Annotated in this window: 14 protein-coding genes and 1 tRNA gene; 11 read left to right on the forward strand and 4 right to left on the reverse strand. The window is 67.4% G+C overall.

Annotated features, from left to right (window positions below):
- Window positions 1-3 precede the first annotated feature (3 nt).
- From ACQCVD_RS05040 to ACQCVD_RS05055, 4 genes are all read left to right on the forward strand, one after another.
- On the forward strand, window positions 4-831 hold the full coding sequence (locus ACQCVD_RS05040; protein ID WP_426822621.1) for a hypothetical protein: 828 nt from the start codon (window positions 4-6) through the stop codon (window positions 829-831).
- Between the two features lie 99 nt (window positions 832-930).
- Window positions 931-2,577: a glucose-6-phosphate isomerase gene (gene pgi, locus ACQCVD_RS05045; protein WP_426822622.1), complete on the forward strand. Its 1,647-nt coding sequence runs from the start codon at window positions 931-933 to the stop codon at window positions 2,575-2,577.
- A 64-nt stretch (window positions 2,578-2,641) separates the two neighbouring features.
- The gene (locus tag ACQCVD_RS05050) at window positions 2,642-4,129 is read left to right on the forward strand and encodes a glutamate-cysteine ligase family protein (RefSeq protein WP_426822623.1); all 1,488 of its coding nucleotides are present in this window, start codon (window positions 2,642-2,644) and stop codon (window positions 4,127-4,129) included.
- A gap of 66 nt (window positions 4,130-4,195) precedes the next feature.
- Complete coding sequence (locus tag ACQCVD_RS05055) at window positions 4,196-4,741, forward strand: hypothetical protein (RefSeq protein ID WP_426822624.1); 546 nt, start codon at window positions 4,196-4,198, stop codon at window positions 4,739-4,741.
- 4 nt (window positions 4,742-4,745) lie between these two features.
- Here the strand turns inward: ACQCVD_RS05055 and ACQCVD_RS05060 are convergent, their stop codons facing one another.
- Entirely contained in the window at window positions 4,746-5,159 is a 414-nt protein-coding gene (locus tag ACQCVD_RS05060; protein WP_426822625.1) for a YccF domain-containing protein, read from the reverse strand.
- A gap of 133 nt (window positions 5,160-5,292) precedes the next feature.
- Here ACQCVD_RS05060 and ACQCVD_RS05065 point away from each other — a divergent pair, with 133 nt between their 5' ends.
- Window positions 5,293-5,862, forward strand: a complete 570-nt coding sequence (locus tag ACQCVD_RS05065) for a DUF1707 domain-containing protein (RefSeq protein WP_426822626.1) — start codon at window positions 5,293-5,295, stop codon at window positions 5,860-5,862.
- 37 nt (window positions 5,863-5,899) lie between these two features.
- Window positions 5,900-6,553: a DedA family protein gene (locus ACQCVD_RS05070; protein ID WP_426822627.1), complete on the forward strand. Its 654-nt coding sequence runs from the start codon at window positions 5,900-5,902 to the stop codon at window positions 6,551-6,553.
- Here ACQCVD_RS05070 and ACQCVD_RS05075 read toward each other — a convergent pair.
- Window positions 6,489-7,340, reverse strand: a complete 852-nt coding sequence (locus ACQCVD_RS05075; RefSeq protein WP_426822628.1) for a DNA-formamidopyrimidine glycosylase family protein — start codon at window positions 7,338-7,340, stop codon at window positions 6,489-6,491. The two genes, ACQCVD_RS05070 and ACQCVD_RS05075, sit on opposite strands and share 65 nt — an antisense overlap.
- Window positions 7,341-7,539: 199 nt before the next feature.
- Complete coding sequence (locus ACQCVD_RS05080) at window positions 7,540-12,288, reverse strand: ATP-dependent helicase (protein ID WP_426822629.1); 4,749 nt, start codon at window positions 12,286-12,288, stop codon at window positions 7,540-7,542.
- Window positions 12,289-12,322: 34 nt separating this feature from the next.
- Here ACQCVD_RS05080 and ACQCVD_RS05085 point away from each other — a divergent pair, with 34 nt between their 5' ends.
- Genes ACQCVD_RS05085 through ACQCVD_RS05100 form a run of 4 tightly spaced genes read left to right on the forward strand, consistent with a single transcriptional unit; the run spans window position 12,323 to window position 14,729 of the window.
- On the forward strand, window positions 12,323-13,084 hold the full coding sequence (locus tag ACQCVD_RS05085; RefSeq protein WP_426822630.1) for a 3'(2'),5'-bisphosphate nucleotidase CysQ: 762 nt from the start codon (window positions 12,323-12,325) through the stop codon (window positions 13,082-13,084).
- Window positions 13,085-13,131: 47 nt separating this feature from the next.
- Entirely contained in the window at window positions 13,132-13,944 is an 813-nt protein-coding gene (locus tag ACQCVD_RS05090; protein WP_426822631.1) for a thymidylate synthase, read from the forward strand.
- The gene (locus ACQCVD_RS05095) at window positions 13,944-14,474 is read left to right on the forward strand and encodes a dihydrofolate reductase (RefSeq protein WP_426822632.1); all 531 of its coding nucleotides are present in this window, start codon (window positions 13,944-13,946) and stop codon (window positions 14,472-14,474) included. Before ACQCVD_RS05090 ends, ACQCVD_RS05095 begins: the two co-directional genes overlap by 1 nt.
- A 3-nt stretch (window positions 14,475-14,477) precedes the next feature.
- On the forward strand, window positions 14,478-14,729 hold the full coding sequence (locus ACQCVD_RS05100) for a mycoredoxin (RefSeq protein WP_426822633.1): 252 nt from the start codon (window positions 14,478-14,480) through the stop codon (window positions 14,727-14,729).
- Here ACQCVD_RS05100 and ACQCVD_RS05105 read toward each other — a convergent pair whose 3' ends face one another.
- Window positions 14,730-15,002, reverse strand: coding sequence for a hypothetical protein (locus ACQCVD_RS05105; RefSeq protein WP_426822634.1), 273 nt, complete (start codon window positions 15,000-15,002; stop codon window positions 14,730-14,732).
- A gap of 165 nt (window positions 15,003-15,167) precedes the next feature.
- On the opposite strand from ACQCVD_RS05105, the gene ACQCVD_RS05110 reads away from it, so the two are divergent.
- Window positions 15,168-15,240: transfer RNA gene (locus tag ACQCVD_RS05110), tRNA-Arg, on the forward strand.
- The last annotated feature ends 73 nt before the right edge of the window (window positions 15,241-15,313 follow it).

Raw genomic sequence — 15,313 nt, forward strand, 5'->3', positions numbered from 1 at the left:
GCCATGACCGATTCCACGGACTGGCCGGTCCAGCTTGCCACCACGACGTTCGTCGCCCACCCCGAGGAACTCCAGCGCGCGCAGCAGCTCTATGCGGCACGGCTCAGTGAGATCCCGGCGGAGCACGCCCGGGTACTTTTCGTCTCCGCCCACCCCGTCGGCGAACCGGAGGGCTATGAGTCGTGGTTTCTGCGCGTCACAGCGGTGTTCGAGGCCGCGGCGGCGGGAACCCGGGCCCCGGACTCCCTCGAAATGTTCAGTCTCCATTGTGTCCTCCGGGTCAATCCCGAGTGGGCTGAGGAGGTCAGCGAGAAGCTCTTCTTCGCCGACCTCACCGCGCCGGATCCCTTCCCGGCCATGTCCACTTCCGTGATCCTGGTACCCCATGCGCCGCCAACTGAGCTGCTCCCGGTTCCACCGCCGCCCCCACTGACTGCGGTTTCGCCCGTTCCGGCCCTGCCCCACGCCGGCACCTGGTTGCTGACCCTGCATCTGCTGGCCGCGCCCGATGAAGATGACCACTTGGCCGCGGAGTACTCCCGGCTCCTCGACCTGCTGCAAAACGACGTCGCCGGTGTCACGCTCGTCTCCCACTCGCCGGCTCCGGAACGGCTCTCCGATGATGAGCCTGACGCCGCGGCCCTCGTGGCCGGTCCCCTGTGGCTGGCGGCCGCCCGGCAGATGGTCTCCGATCCCACCGCCTCCGGCAGCAGCCCGCTCCAGCGGTGGCCCCACCGCGCCCGGCTGGTCGTCGGCTGCGACGGGGACCCCACCCCCTTCTTGCCCGAGTCCGAATTGCCCGCAGCCTGGGACGCCGAGGCGCTGGAATAGTCCTCCCCCGTTCCCGTCATGCCCACGGGCATGCCGTCGGATCCTCAACTAAGTTTGGGTTGCAAACTCGCTTGACCACCTCTTGATTGGGAGCCGAACATGATGCATTCGCCAGAGATCACCGCCACCTCCGCCTGGCACGCGCTGCAGGACAGCCACTCCCGCCTCCGTGGCACCACCCTTCGGGAGCTGTTCGACGCCGACCCCGCCCGTGCCGGGCGCCTGAGCTTCGACGCGGCCGGGTTGCACGTCGACCTATCGAAGCACCTCGTTGACGAGCGCTCACTGCAGGCGCTGCTGGATCTCGCGCAGCAGGCCGGCTTGAAGGAGCAGACTGAGGCGATGTTCGCCGGCACCCACATCAACACCACCGAAGACCGCGCGGTACTGCACACCGCCCTGCGGCTGCCGGTTGAGGCAGATCTCGAGGTGGACGGACAGGACGTTGCGGCCGACGTCCACGAGGTACTCGGCCGCATGCGCGACTTCGCCGCGGCCCTGCGCTCCGGGTCCTGGCTGGGCCACAGCGGGCACACCATTAAGAAGGTGGTCAACATCGGCATCGGCGGCTCCGACCTGGGACCTGCGATGGCGACACAGGCACTGCGCTCCTACGCCACCGCCGGGATCACCGCGGACTTCGTCTCCAATGTCGATCCGGCCGACATGACGTGGGTCCTGGAGGACCTGGACCCGGGGTCCACCCTGTTCATCATCGCCTCCAAGACCTTCACCACCCAGGAGACCCTGGCCAACGCCCACGCCGCGAAGCGCTGGCTGCTGGAGGCCTTCGACGGGGACGAGCAGGCCGTCGCCAAGCACTTCGTGGCGGTGTCCACCAACGCGGAGAAGGTCGCCGAGTTCGGCATCGACACCGCCAACATGTTCCCCTTCTGGGACTGGGTGGGCGGCCGCTACTCCGTGGACTCCGCCATCGGTCTGTCGCTGATGGCCGTGATCGGGCCGATGGACTTCATGCGCTTCCTGGAGGGCTTCCACGCCATGGACGAGCATTTCCGCACCGCGGAGTTCCGGGAGAACGTCCCGGTGCTGATGGCCCTGTTGGGGGTCTGGTACACCAACTTCTTCGACGCCCAGACCCATGCCGTGCTCCCCTATTCGCAGGATCTGGCCCGCTTCCCCGCCTACCTGCAGCAGCTGACCATGGAGTCCAACGGCAAATCGGTGCGCCGTGACGGCATCCCCGTGACGTACTCCACGGGTGAGGTCTACTGGGGTGAGGCGGGCACCAACGGCCAGCACGCCTTCTACCAGCTGATCCACCAGGGCACCCGCCTGGTTCCGGTCGATTTCATCGGTTTCGTCCGTCCGAAGCAGGACCTGCCCACCGCTGACGGTTCCGGATCCATGCATGATCTGTTGATGGGCAATCTCTTCGCCCAGGCCAAGGTGCTGGCCTTCGGCAAGACCGAGCGGGAGATCGCCGGCGAAGGCGTGCCGGCGGAACTGGTCAACCACAAGGTCATGCCGGGCAACCGCCCGTCGACGACCATCCTGGCCGAGGAACTCACCCCGGCCGTGCTCGGGTCCCTGATCGCCCTGTACGAACACGTCACCTTCGTCCAGGGCGTCATCTGGGGCATCAACTCCTTCGATCAGTGGGGCGTGGAGCTGGGCAAGGCCCAGGCGAAGTCGCTGGCGCCGGCCGTCGCCGGCGAGGTGGACGTGGATTCCGGCGACGCCTCCACCGACGCTCTGATCACCTGGTACCGCTCAAAGAAATAACCCCACCTGCGGTTTCCCCGGTTTCCGGGCGGTGGTGCGGCATGTTGTGGTTATCTCTTGAGGTATGGGCGACGCCGTTTCCTCTGACACCTACACCCCGCACCAGCGGACCCGTTACCGCGAGCACCTGGCGAAGGACCTGGAGATCTTCGACCGTCATCTCCAGCGCTCGGAGTTCGATGATCAGGGTACGATCGGCATGGAGCTGGAGCTCAATCTCGTCGATGAGAACATGCAGCCGGCCCGGAAGAACGCCGAGGTGCTGTCGAGGTTGGGTGATGAGTACCAGTCTGAACTGGGCAGTTTCAACGTCGAGCTGAACCATCCGCCCCTGAGCCTTGCCGGGGACGGCCTGGAGCAACTCCGCGAGGGCATCACCGCCCGCATCGACGCCGTGCGCGCCGCCGCCGAGCAGGCCGGCACCCGGGTCGCGATGATCGGCACACTGCCGACCTTGAGCACCGAGTTCCTCAAGGACCCGGCGTGGATGACCCCGGAGAACCGCTACCGGGCACTGAACAACTCGGTGATGGGCAGCCGCGGTGAACTGGTCCGCATCGATATTTCCGGTCGCGAGCACTTCTGCCATGACTTCGCCGATATCGCCACTGAGTCCGCCTCGACCTCCCTCCAGCTGCACCTGCAGCTAGCACCCAACCGCTTCGCTGATGCCTGGAACGCCTCCCAGGCCATCGCCGGGGTGCAGGCGGCACTGAGTGCCAACTCCCCGTTGTTTCTCGGCCACCGGCTCTGGGCGGAGAACCGGATTCCGGTCTTCCAGCAGTCCATTGACACGCGCACCCCGGAACTGGTGGCTCAGGGGGTCCGCCCCCGAGTCTGGTTCGGGGAACGCTGGATCACCAGCATCTTCGATCTCTTCGAGGAGAATGTCCGCTACTTCTCTCCGCTGCTGCCCGAGCCCCGGGAGATCTCCGGTACGCCGATGATGACCGGCAAGACACCGGCGCTGCACTACCTCAACCTCCACAACGGCACGGTGTGGCGTTGGAACCGGCCGATCTACGCCCCCGGTGAGGAACTGTCGCACCTGCGGGTGGAGAACCGCCTCCTGCCCGCCGGCCCCACGGTCGCGGACATCATCGCCGATGCCGCGTTCTACTACGGGATGGTCAAATACCTGGCCGAGGAAACCCGTCCGGTGTGGTCCCGGTTGACCTTCCCGGATGCAACGGAGAATTTCTTCGCCGGCGCCCGGGATGGATTGCGTGCCCGGATCACGTGGCCCACGCTGGGGCGCATCGACGTCGCCGAACTCATCGGTGGGCACCTCCTCGAGCAAGCTGCGGAGGGCCTGCGGGCCCTCGGCGTCCGCGCGGACCTGATCGAGTACTACCTGGGGATCATCGGGGAACGGGCACACACCCGGCAAAACGGCGCGGCCTGGCAACTGTCCGCGTTGGGGCGGCTGGAACCGGTGGGTACGACACCGGACAGCCCGGAGCGGCAGCGGGCGCTGGCGGAGATGCTGCGGCGCTACCTCTCCCACCAGGACTCCGGGGAACCGGTGCACACCTGGGAGATCGGGAGCTGAACACCTACAATCGTTCCCTGTCCACGTCTCCAGCCCCGGGGACCGAACCCAAGGAGCACTCCGTAGATGACCAGCCCACAGGACAACGGCGCGAACGATGAGACCAGGTTCCTCGGGCAGCCGGCGCGGCCCGAGGCCCCCAGGCAGTACTTCCCGCCACAGCAGCAGCCCGGATACCAGGACCAGGATTTCGGCGGGCAGCAGTACGACCGGCAGCCGCAGTACGCACCTCCGCCGGAGGACCAGTATTACGGCGGGGACTATGAACCGGAGCCGCGACGCCGGGGCGGGACCGGCGGCTGGATCCTCGGTGTCCTGCTGGTCCTCGCTCTGGCGGCACTCATCATCGTCTTCTTCCTCTGGCGGAACGCCGCTTCAGAGGCGGACCGCGAGCCCGTCCCGCCGGAGACCTCGACCGTGGAGCAGACCACCACGGTCACCGAGTCCGTGACCCCGGCCCCGAGTGCGGAGCCCAGCCCGGAACCCACCGGAGACACCGGGCTCCCGCTCCCGACCGGCCTCCCTGAGGAGCTGAACCCGGAGAACATCAATCCGGAGGACTTCCTGCCGGAGGGCTACACCCTGGACGATCTCGAGCAGTTCCTGAATTAGTCCCCTAGAGTTTGACCATCGGCTCGTAGCCGTAGGGGATGTGGTCGCTGTCAGCGATCCGGCGGCCGAAGGGGAAGCAGGTCACGGGGATCATCTTCACGTTCGCGATGGCCAACGGAATGCCGATGATGGTCACGGCCTGCGCCGCCGCGGTGACGATGTGGCCGATGGCCAACCACAGCCCCGCTATCACGAACCAGATCACGTTGGTCACGGTGGACAGTGCCCCGGTACCGCCGACCGGCTGGATCACGGAGCGGCCGAAGGGCCACAGTGCGTAGCTGGCCATCCGGAAGGAGGCCACGCCCGCCGGGATGGTGATGATGAAGATGCAGGCGATGATTCCGAAGAGGAAGTATCCGGCGGCGAGCAGAAAGCCGCCGAAGATGAACCAGATGAGGTTGAGCAGCGTTTTCATGCCTCCACAGTAGGTGAGAAAACCCACCCCGGACAGAAGCTGCGGGCCACGGAATCAGGTGCGGCGGCTGACAGCGGGGATCAGTTGCCGCATCCGGTGGGCAACCGGGCTGCCCCGCAGTAACTTTGGAGACATGAACGACAACTTCCGTCTCAGCGACAATGACCGGCTGCATGCTCTGCAGGTGCTGGGCACGCATTACGCCGACGGTCGGCTGGACAATGTCGAGTTCGATGAGCGGACCCGCACCGTGGCCGATGCCCGGGTTCTGGGGGAGATCCGCCCGGCCTTCGCGGACTTGCCGGGGGAATTACCGTTCCAGCAGGGGGATGCGGAAAGCGGCGGCCAGTTGGTCCCCGTCAGCATCGGCACTCCGCTGAGTCCGATTTCCCCGGAGGACCGGGAGCTGGCGGAGATGCAGGATCTGAAGTCCCGGGGCAAGAAGGTCGAGAGCCTGGACGGTGCGGTCCTCGGAGTCACCCTGGTGGCCTTCCTCATCCTGCAGTTCGTGATCGGTGTGGGATGGGCGTGGGTGGTCTGGCCTTCGCTGGCACTCACCCTGGCGATCCCGCGGTTGATCTACCGCTACAACGACGCTGACGAAAAGACTTATGAGGAGCTGAAAGAAGCCGAGAATGAAGCTCGGAAACAGCGGATCCGGCGTGCCGCAGAGCGGATGCGCGAACTTGAGGACGGACACTAGGCTGCAACCGCAGCTGTCCCTCTAGCGAAAGAACTGCATGCTTGATTCGATAGTCAACTGGGTGATCTCCCTCATGGAGACCCTGGGCGCCCCCGGGGTGGGCATCGCCATCCTTCTGGAGAACCTCTTTCCGCCGATCCCGTCTGAGGTGGTGCTGCCGCTGGCCGGGTTCACCTCCTCGCAGGGCTCGCTGAATGTCTGGGCGGCCTTCATCTGGGCCACCGCGGGCTCAGTTGCCGGCGCCTTTCTGCTCTACTGGATCGGTGCGGCGATCGGGTCCGAGCGCCTCCGCCGGATCGCCGACTGGATGTGGCTGGTGGAGGCCGAGGACGTCGACAAGTCCCTGCGCTGGTTCGACCGCTACGGGCAGTGGTCGGTGTTCTTCGGCCGGTTCATCCCGGGCATCCGCAGCCTGATCTCCATCCCGGCGGGTGTGGACCGGATGAACCTGGTGAAATTCGGCCTGCTCACCCTGGTGGGGTCCGCCATCTGGAATGCCGCGTTGATCGGTTGCGGTGTATGGCTCGGGGAGAGCTGGCACACCGTCAGCAACCTCATGGACCAGTATTCGACGGTCGTCTACGCGCTGATCTCGCTGGCCGTCCTCGTGGCGGTCGGATTCCTCATCAACCGCGCCCGGCAGCGGCGTAACCGGTCGGCGCAGGCTGACAGCTCGGACACCACCAGATGACCCGCTCGAGTTCCTCGGCGTCCCCACCCAGATCGACGCCACCCAGAAAATCCTTGACGATGCGGGTGCCACAACGCCGGCACGGCCGCTGATTACGACCGAAGACGTACGTGTTCTCCCCGGCCCGTCTGACTCCGGTGGTCACCCGGATCGGCGAGTTGCGGTTTTCCCACATGAGTTTCCGCGTGACCGTGAGAACCCGGTCGATGTCCACCGCCGAAACCGGGGTGGCCGGGTGCACGCCGCACACGAAGCAGATTTCCGCGCGGTACTCGTTGCCCACCCCGGCCAGATTCTTCTGGTCCAGCAGGGCGGTACCCACGGGACGCTCCCGCCGGGCGAGTAGCCGGGCACGGGCCGTCCCGTATCCGCTCTCCTCCCAGTCCCCGGCCAGCACGTCCGGACCGAGGTACCCCATCCGCTCCCCGTACTGGTTGTCGGGAAAGACCCGGACCAGGCCCAGGGAATGGCCGACCACCTCGATGGGGCGCGGGTGCGGACTGCCCGCCAGCTCGAGCACGACCCGGGCGGTGTGCCCGGGTTTCTTCCACCGGTCGCCCTTCAGGTGGATCGCCCAGGTGCCCTCCATTTTGAGGTGGGTGTGCAGCACGCGCTCCCCGATCCGCATGAACAGGTGCTTGCCATACGGCCACACCGCTGCGACAGCGGCACCGGAGAAATCGGCCAGCGCAACCGAGGGGACCCGCAGGGAAGAGGCCAACACCTCCCGGCCAACCATGAACTGCAGGCGGTGGGACAACTGAAAGACGGAATCACCCTCGGGCATGCCGCCCAGGGTACTGCTGGGACCGGGGCGGGAAACCGCGGGGTCGACATCCTCTGCACCGGATTTCCGTCAGCAGCTCTCCCCCATTCGGCGGCTGGCACGGTGCACGGCGGCGACCCCACGGGCCCTGGCCCGCCCCGCGGCGATCACATTACCTTTATTTTACCTGTCAGCCATCTGAGAGCGCCCAATACAATGCTCACTGCAACTCATCCAGGGCCTGGGCGATGCTGCGGCCGCGGCGGGGCCCGCCGGTGCTGGGGCGCGCCCCGATCCGGATCCCCTTCGGGGTGATGCCGGCCCCGGCGCGCCGGAACAGCTCCAGCATCGGGTGTTCCAGGGCCGGAGTGCCGTTGAGTTTCTCCACGACCACCCGGGTCATGGCGTTGCGGGTCACTGCGTCGGCCAGCGCAGTGACCACCATCGCGACCAGCCCGGCGCGATCCACCGGCAACCCTTCGGGCAGTTCCTCCAGGAACAGGGTCAGGCTCCGGCCACCCCGCGTCAGGTGTGCCAGCAGCAGACCGTCGACCAGGATGACGCTGGCCCCGGCCGCCCGGCTGGGACCGGTGGTCGGCCACGGGAGAGCCGCACCGTACGGGTTCGCGGGGTCGGCGGCGGCGAGCAGATGCAGGGCCGGTTGTCCGGTACCCGAGGGCCAGCCCTCCAGGTCCGGGGTGTCGGACAGCCCGCGGAGCCGGTCGATCACGGCCGGGGTGGAGAACTGGGCGGCCCCCAGGCCCTCGATGACATAGCCCCGCATCGCGCGCCCGTTCTCCTCGAAACGGGACAGCACCTTGTACGCCAGGGCGAAGCCGCCGAGCACATCCTCGACCACGACACTGCCGCGGGTCAGCACACCGTAGCGGTCCAGCCAGGCCTCGCCGTGGGCGACCGACCGGGAGGTGGCGTCGTCGGTGGCGCGCACCGCCAGTGCCCAGCGTCCGCCCATGTCGGGCGGCACCGTCGACGCCGCCCGGGTGGCCTGGGTGAAACTGGTGCGCCCCATGCGCAGCCGGGAACGGGTGGGGCGCCGCTTCGCACGGTGGGCGGTGGTGCCGCCGGCGGCCAGGCGCGCCCGGACCGGGGTGAAACTGTCCGGGGAGACCAACCCCATCTCCACCAGCCCCCACAGCGCCTCCCGCAGCTGCTCGGTGGTGGTCTGACCGGTGACCAGTCCCAGGTCCTCGCCGGTGGTCTCTGCCAGCAGCTCGGGGAAATGGAAACCACCGCCCCGACCGAGGACCGTGAGCACCGACTCCTGCAGACCACTGAGCCCGGTGGGCTCGACCTGGGGAGCCAATTGCGCGGCATAGTCGGCCGGCAGGAGCATGATCCACGGATCCCGGGCGCCGGCGGAGCCCGCCCCCACGATCAGCACCTCGCCGGTGCCGGTCAGCTCATCGAGGAAGCCCGGCGAATAGTCGCCCACCCGGTAGGGCAGCACCATCGTTTCCCAGGCGGAGGCCGGCAGGCGGACCCCGGCCAGTTGCTCGATTACGGCGAACACCCCGTCGGGACCGGACAGGGTGCCGCGCTCCCCCACGGCCGCCACCTGCTGCCAGTCGGGCAGGAAGCGGGCGAAGGTGGTGCCCGAAACCGGTTCCGTCTCCTGCCGGGCGGCCGCGAGGCTCCGGGAACGGATGATCCGCAACACCTCGGCGGCGCAGTACTCCTGCTCAACCACGCCCTGCCGATAGCGTCCCTCGACGACCGTGCCCTTGCCCGCCGCCTGCTGCAGGGCGGAGTGCGCGGCGCCGACGCCCAGTCCGAAGGCCTCGGCGAGGTCCTGGACCGTGAAGGGGCCACGGGTCCGGGAGAAACGGCCGACCAACTGGTCGAGGGCGTCAATGACGGTGCCCACCTGGGCGGCGATCCCGGGCGGGACCGGGACCCCCAGGCCGTCGCGCAGCAGCGGCGCGTCCAGGGCCTGGGCCAGATGCTCACGGCCCCCGATACGCACCACCATCACCCGGTCGCGCAACACCGCCCGGGCCTGCTGCAGCGGGTGCGCAAAACTGCAGTGATCGCTCAGCTCGTCGAGTGGAACCGGTCCGATGATGCGCAGCACATCCGCCAGTTCCTCCGGCCCGCGGGCCCGGCGCTGCGGATCGGTGCGCTGCAGCTGGGCATGGACCTGGGCGATGATCGTGGAGTCCAGCAGATCCCGCAGTTCCACCTCGCCCAGCAGCTTCGCCAGCAGGGACGGATCCAGCGCGAGGGCCGCCGCCCGCTTCTCCGCCAGCGGGGAGTCCCCCTCGTACATGAACGCGCCCGTGTAGTTGAACAACAGCGAGGACGCGAAGGGGCTGGGCTGTTCCGTGGTGACCTCGGCGATACGCACCCGGCGGTGGCCTAAGTCCCGGCACAACTGGGTCAGTGCCGGCAGATCGTAGACGTCCTGCAGGCACTCCCGCACCGTCTCCAGGATGATCGGGAAACTCGGGTACTTGCGCGCCACATCCAGCAGCTGCGCCGCGCGCTGGCGCTGCTGCCACAACGGTGCCCGCTTCCCCGGGTTCCGGCGCGGCAGCAGCAGGGCCCGCGCCGCGCACTCCCGGAACCGGGAGGCGAACAGCGCGGAGTTGCCCACCTGCTCGGTGACCAGGTCGCCGATCTCCTCGGCGTCGATCAGGAACAGCGCCGCGGAAGGTTCCTCCTCCCCCTCCGGAAGCCGCAGGACGATGCCGTCGTCCCCGGCCACCGCCTGGGCGTCCATCCCCGTCCGTTCCGCGACCAGGGCCCCCACCGCCAAGGCCCAGGCGGCGTTGACGCCCCGCCCGTAGGGGCTGTGCAGCACCACCCGCCAATCCCCGAGCTCATCCCGGAACCGCTCCAGCAGCAGCGTCTTCTCATCCGGGACCACCCCGGTGGCCTCGGCCTGCTCGGCCAGGAAGGCCGAGAGATTGTCCCGGGCGTACTCATCCAGCCCCAATCCCGCCAGCCGCGACGGATCGGCGTGCACCTCCCGACGGAAGCCTCCCAGGGCCTCCCCCAGCTCCGCCGGACGTCCCGCGCCGTCCCCGGTCCAGAACGGCAACCGACCCGTGTGCCCCGGCGCCGGCGTCACAATCACCTGGTCCCGGGTGATGTCCTCGATCCGCCAACTCGATGCCCCGAGGGTGAACACGTCCCCCACCCGGGACTCATAGACCATCTCCTCATCCAGCTCCCCCACCCGGCGGGGAGCGCCCTCCCCGCCGGCCAGGAAGACCCCGAACATCCCGCGGTCCGGGATCGTGCCACCACTGGTGACCGCCACCCGTTGCGCGCCGGGCCGGGCACTCATCATCCCGGAGATCCGGTCGAAGACGATCCTGGGCTTGAGCTCCGCGAAATCCGTGGACGGGTAGACCCCGGCCGCCAGGTCGATCACGGCGTCGAAGACGTCACGCGGCAGCTCCCGGTAGGGGCGGGCCCGCCGCACCGTGGCGTACCACTCCTCCACGTCCAGGTCCTCGACGGCCACGGCGGCCACCGTCTGCTGCACCAGCACATCCAGGGGGTTGCGCGGCACCTGCAGCTCCTCGATCAGCCCGGAACGCATCCGCTCCACCGTCACGGCGGACTGCACCAGATCCGAGCGGTGCTTGGGGTAGAACGAGCCCTGGGACACCGCCCCCACCGTGTGCCCGGCGCGCCCGACGCGCTGGAGGCCGGAGGCCACCGACGGCGGAGACTCCACCTGGATCACCAGGTCCACCGCGCCCATGTCGATGCCCAGCTCCAGCGAACTGGTGGCCACCACCGCCTTCAGGGTGCCCTCCTTGAGCATCTGTTCCGTGAGGGCACGCTCGTCCTTGGACACCGAACCGTGGTGGGCCCGGGCGATCACCGGCGGTGCCTGCCCGGCCACCCCGGACTGGGCCATCAACTGTGCGGGATCGCGCCGGGTCGGCGGGGACAGAGTCTCCGGGGCGTACTGCTGGGCGTAGAGCTCGTTGAGTCGGCTGGTCAGCCGTTCCGCAGTGCGCCGGGAGTTGACGAAGACCAGCGTGGAGCGGGCGTCCAGCACCTCCCGGTAGAGCTCGGTCTCGATGAACGGCCAGATGGACTTCTGGGTGGGCAGGGCGGACTCCCCCACATCCGTCGGTTCTTCCAGCGGCTGGGTCAGTCCGAGCGGATCATCGACCACCAGGTCCCCGATGGTGGAACCCTCCTCCGGCACCGGCAGGTCTGACATGTCGGGCACGGGCACGTGGACGTCCAGTTCCCAGGCCTTGTCCGCCGGCGGGGCAATGATCTCCACCGGCCGGTCCCCACCCAGGAAGGCCGCGACAGTCTCCAACGGCCGCACCGTGGCAGACAGGCCGATCCGCTGGATCTTCCGGTTCCCCAGGCGTTCCAGCCGTTCCAGACTGAGCGCCAGGTGGGCGCCGCGTTTGGTGCCGGCCAGGGCATGGATCTCGTCGATGATGACCGTGTCGACGTCGCGCAGAACGGCGGCCGCCTTCGAGGTCAGCATCAGGTAGGCCGATTCCGGGGTGGTGATCAGGATGTCCGGCGGCTTACGGACCTGGCGGGCCCGCTCCGCCTGCGGAGTATCCCCGGAGCGCACGGCGACGGTGATGTTCGGCATGTCCAGTCCCAGCCGGTCGGCCACCCGGGAGATGCCCGTGAGTGGGGCACGCAGGTTGTTCTCCACGTCCACCCCCAACGCCTTGAGGGGAGAAATGTAGAGCACCTTCACTCCCCGCCCGCGGACCGGCACCGCCGGGGACTCCGGCAGCTGCAGCACGGTTTGCCCCGCGGGCTCCACCAGGGAGTTCAGGGCCCAGAGGAAGGCAGCCAGGGTCTTTCCGGAGCCCGTCGGGGCGACCACCAGAGCATTGTCACCGTCGGAGACCTTCTCCCAGGCCTGCTCCTGGACGGCAGTCGGTGCGGCGAAGACGTCCTCGAACCAGGTGGCTACCTGCGGACGAAATCGCGCCAGGATGTTTTTGGCCATGCCTTACTTTAACCAACCGGTTAGACTCGCCCCCATGACCGTTCACATCGATGACGCGCGGCTGACCCGCCTGCTGGCACAGGGCACGGGAGAAATCCTCAAGGGGGTGCGGGATGTCGGTCTGCTCCAGGGCCGCAAGCTCGGTGACGCCGGTGATGACCTGGCACAGAACTGGATCGCCCGGGTGCTGGAACAGCACCGCCCGGATGACGGCTTCCTGTCCGAGGAGGCCGCCGATAACCGCGCCCGGTTGACCAAGGAGCGCGTCTGGATCATTGACCCATTGGACGGCACCAAGGAATTCGCCACCGGGCGGCAGGACTGGGCGGTCCACATCGCCCTCGTGGAGAACGGGATCCCCATCCACGCCGCCGTCGGGCTACCGGACCTGGGCGTGGTCTTCGACTCCGAGGAGGCCCGCGCCGTCAAGGGCCCGTACGCGAAGAAGATCGCCATCTCCCACAACCGTCCCCCGGCAGTGGCCCTGCACATCGCCGGCCAGTTCGGCTTCGACACGGGTGCGATCGGCTCCGCCGGCGCCAAGGCGATGCACGTCCTCCTCGGCGACTATGACGCCTACGTCCACGCCGGTGGGCAGTACGAGTGGGACTCCGCAGCCCCGGTGGGCGTGGCCACAGCCGCCGGTCTGCACTGCTCCCGGTTGGACGGTTCCGAGTTGCGCTACAACAACGAGGACACCTATCTGCCGGACCTGCTCATCTGCCGGAAGGAACTGGCCGACGACATCCTGGCACTGGCCGAGGAGTTCCGGCAGGAAAATGACGGTTACCGCTGAGCTGCTTAGCTGGCAAAATTGCGGCCGGAAGCCCTAAAGTAGGCCCCATGACCGCCGCTTCTTCCATTCCCACGCCCTACGAGGACCTGCTGCGGGAGATCCTCGCCGAGGGTGCCGCCAAGGGTGACCGCACCGGCACCGGAACCACCAGTGTCTTCGGCCGCCAGCTGCGCTACAACCTGGCTGACTCCTTCCCGCTGCTGACCACCAAGAAGGTCCACCTCAAGTCAGTCGTGGGTGAGCTGCTGTGGTTCCTGCGCGGCGATTCCAACGTCCAGTGGCTGCAGGACAACGGCATCCGCATCTGGAATGAATGGGCAGATGAGAACGGCGAACTCGGGCCCATCTACGGCGTGCAGTGGCGCAGCTGGCCCACTCCGGACGGCCGTCACATCGACCAGATCCAGCAGGCACTGGAGACGCTGAAGGACAACCCCGATTCCCGCCGCAACATCGTCTCGGCCTGGAACGTCTCCGAGCTGGAGAACATGGCCCTGCCGCCCTGCCACCTGCTCTTCCAGCTCTATGTGGCCGACGGCAGGCTCAGCTGCCAGCTCTACCAGCGCTCCGCGGACATGTTCCTGGGCGTGCCCTTCAACATCGCCTCCTACTCCCTGCTGACCCACATGTTCGCCCAGCAGGCGGGCCTTGAGGTCGGCGAGTTCATCTGGACCGGCGGGGACTGCCACATCTACGACAACCATCACGAGCAGGTGGCCGAACAGCTGACCCGCGAGCCGCGCCCCTACCCTCAGCTGAAACTGCACAAGGCCGACTCGATGTTCGACTATGGCTTCGACGACGTCGAGGTCATCGGCTATGACCCGCACCCGGCGATCAAGGCGAAGGTCGCGGTCTAGTGCTCGGCGCGATCTGGGCTCAGACCCGGGACGGCGTCATCGGATTCGAGGGCGACATGCCCTGGCATATCCCTGAGGACCTGGCTCATTTCAAGGAGATCACCCTCAAATATCCGGTGATCATGGGCCGCCACACCTGGGAATCCCTTCCGGAGAAGGTCCGTCCCCTGCCCGGGCGGGAAAATCTCATCCTCTCCTCCCGTGCCCCGGGTGACTGGTCCGCCGGTGCCGAGGTCTTCGCGGAACTTCCGCCGTTGGGCGGTGACACCTGGATCATGGGTGGTTCGCAGGTCTACCACGCCACGCTTGATGACGTCGCGGTCCTCGAGATCACCGTCATCGACGCCGAGCTGCGGCCGGTGCTCGGCGACGCCGCGGTGCTCGCCCCGCAGATCCCGGCGGACTTCGAGCTCGTCTCGGAGACCGGGTGGCACGCTTCCGCCCGCGGAGAGCTTAGACTTGCGGGAGAAGAAAACTTCCCGGGACCGGTCCGGTACCGGTTTCAGCGTTACGAACGAAAGGACCGTTGAGCGATGAGCGATCCGGTGACCATCTACATGACCGACTGGTGCCCCTTCTGCAAGAAGCTGATGAGCAACCTCGATCGCACCGAAACCCCGTACACCACCGTTAACGTGGACGAGGACACCGAGGCCGCAGCCTGGGTCGAGTCCGTCAACGAGGGCAACCGGGTGGTGCCAACCGTCCGTTACAGCGACGACAGCCACGCGACCAATCCCCCGGCGGGCGCCGTGCGCCGCAAACTGGAGGAACTGGCCGGCTGATCAGCTGTGTCCGCCGAAGAGGGCGAGCATCTCATGCGGTGACAACCCGACGCGCTTGCCCGACATCTCGGCGGAATACACCTGCTTGGTGTACACCTCCAGGGTGTTCGCGAGCTGCTGGGCGTCCACGCTGTTGAGCAGCATCAGCGGCTTGAGGGAGCCGTCCTCCAGGATCTGATCGATGGCCAGCGCGGGGATACCGTCCTCCTCGATGAGCCGGGCGACGATCTCACGACGCTTGACATCGATGAAGGTGGGCTTGTGAAGATCCATCTCGGCTCCCGGTGGCGATCGGTTGCCCCGGCGCGCTTGATGGCCGGGGGCTGATACTCCCAGTCTAGTGCGTTTGCCCAGTACATCCCGCAGGAATCGCCCCGGGGAATCCACCCCGGTTTTCAGCTCTGAAAAGTGGTGCGCTACATTTGGAGCTGCAGCACTGCCCTAGTAGCTCAGTGGATAGAGCACGGCTCTCCTAAAGCCGGTGTCGGAGGTTCGATTCCTCTCTGGGGCACTTACGGAAATACCGCATGAACTGGACTTTCGCTGGTACAGACTGGGGTGCCGTCGTTCTCGGAACGACGATT

It is taken from the genome of Corynebacterium halotolerans (assembly GCF_050107895.1).
GTDB lineage: Bacteria > Actinomycetota > Actinomycetes > Mycobacteriales > Mycobacteriaceae > Corynebacterium > Corynebacterium halotolerans_B.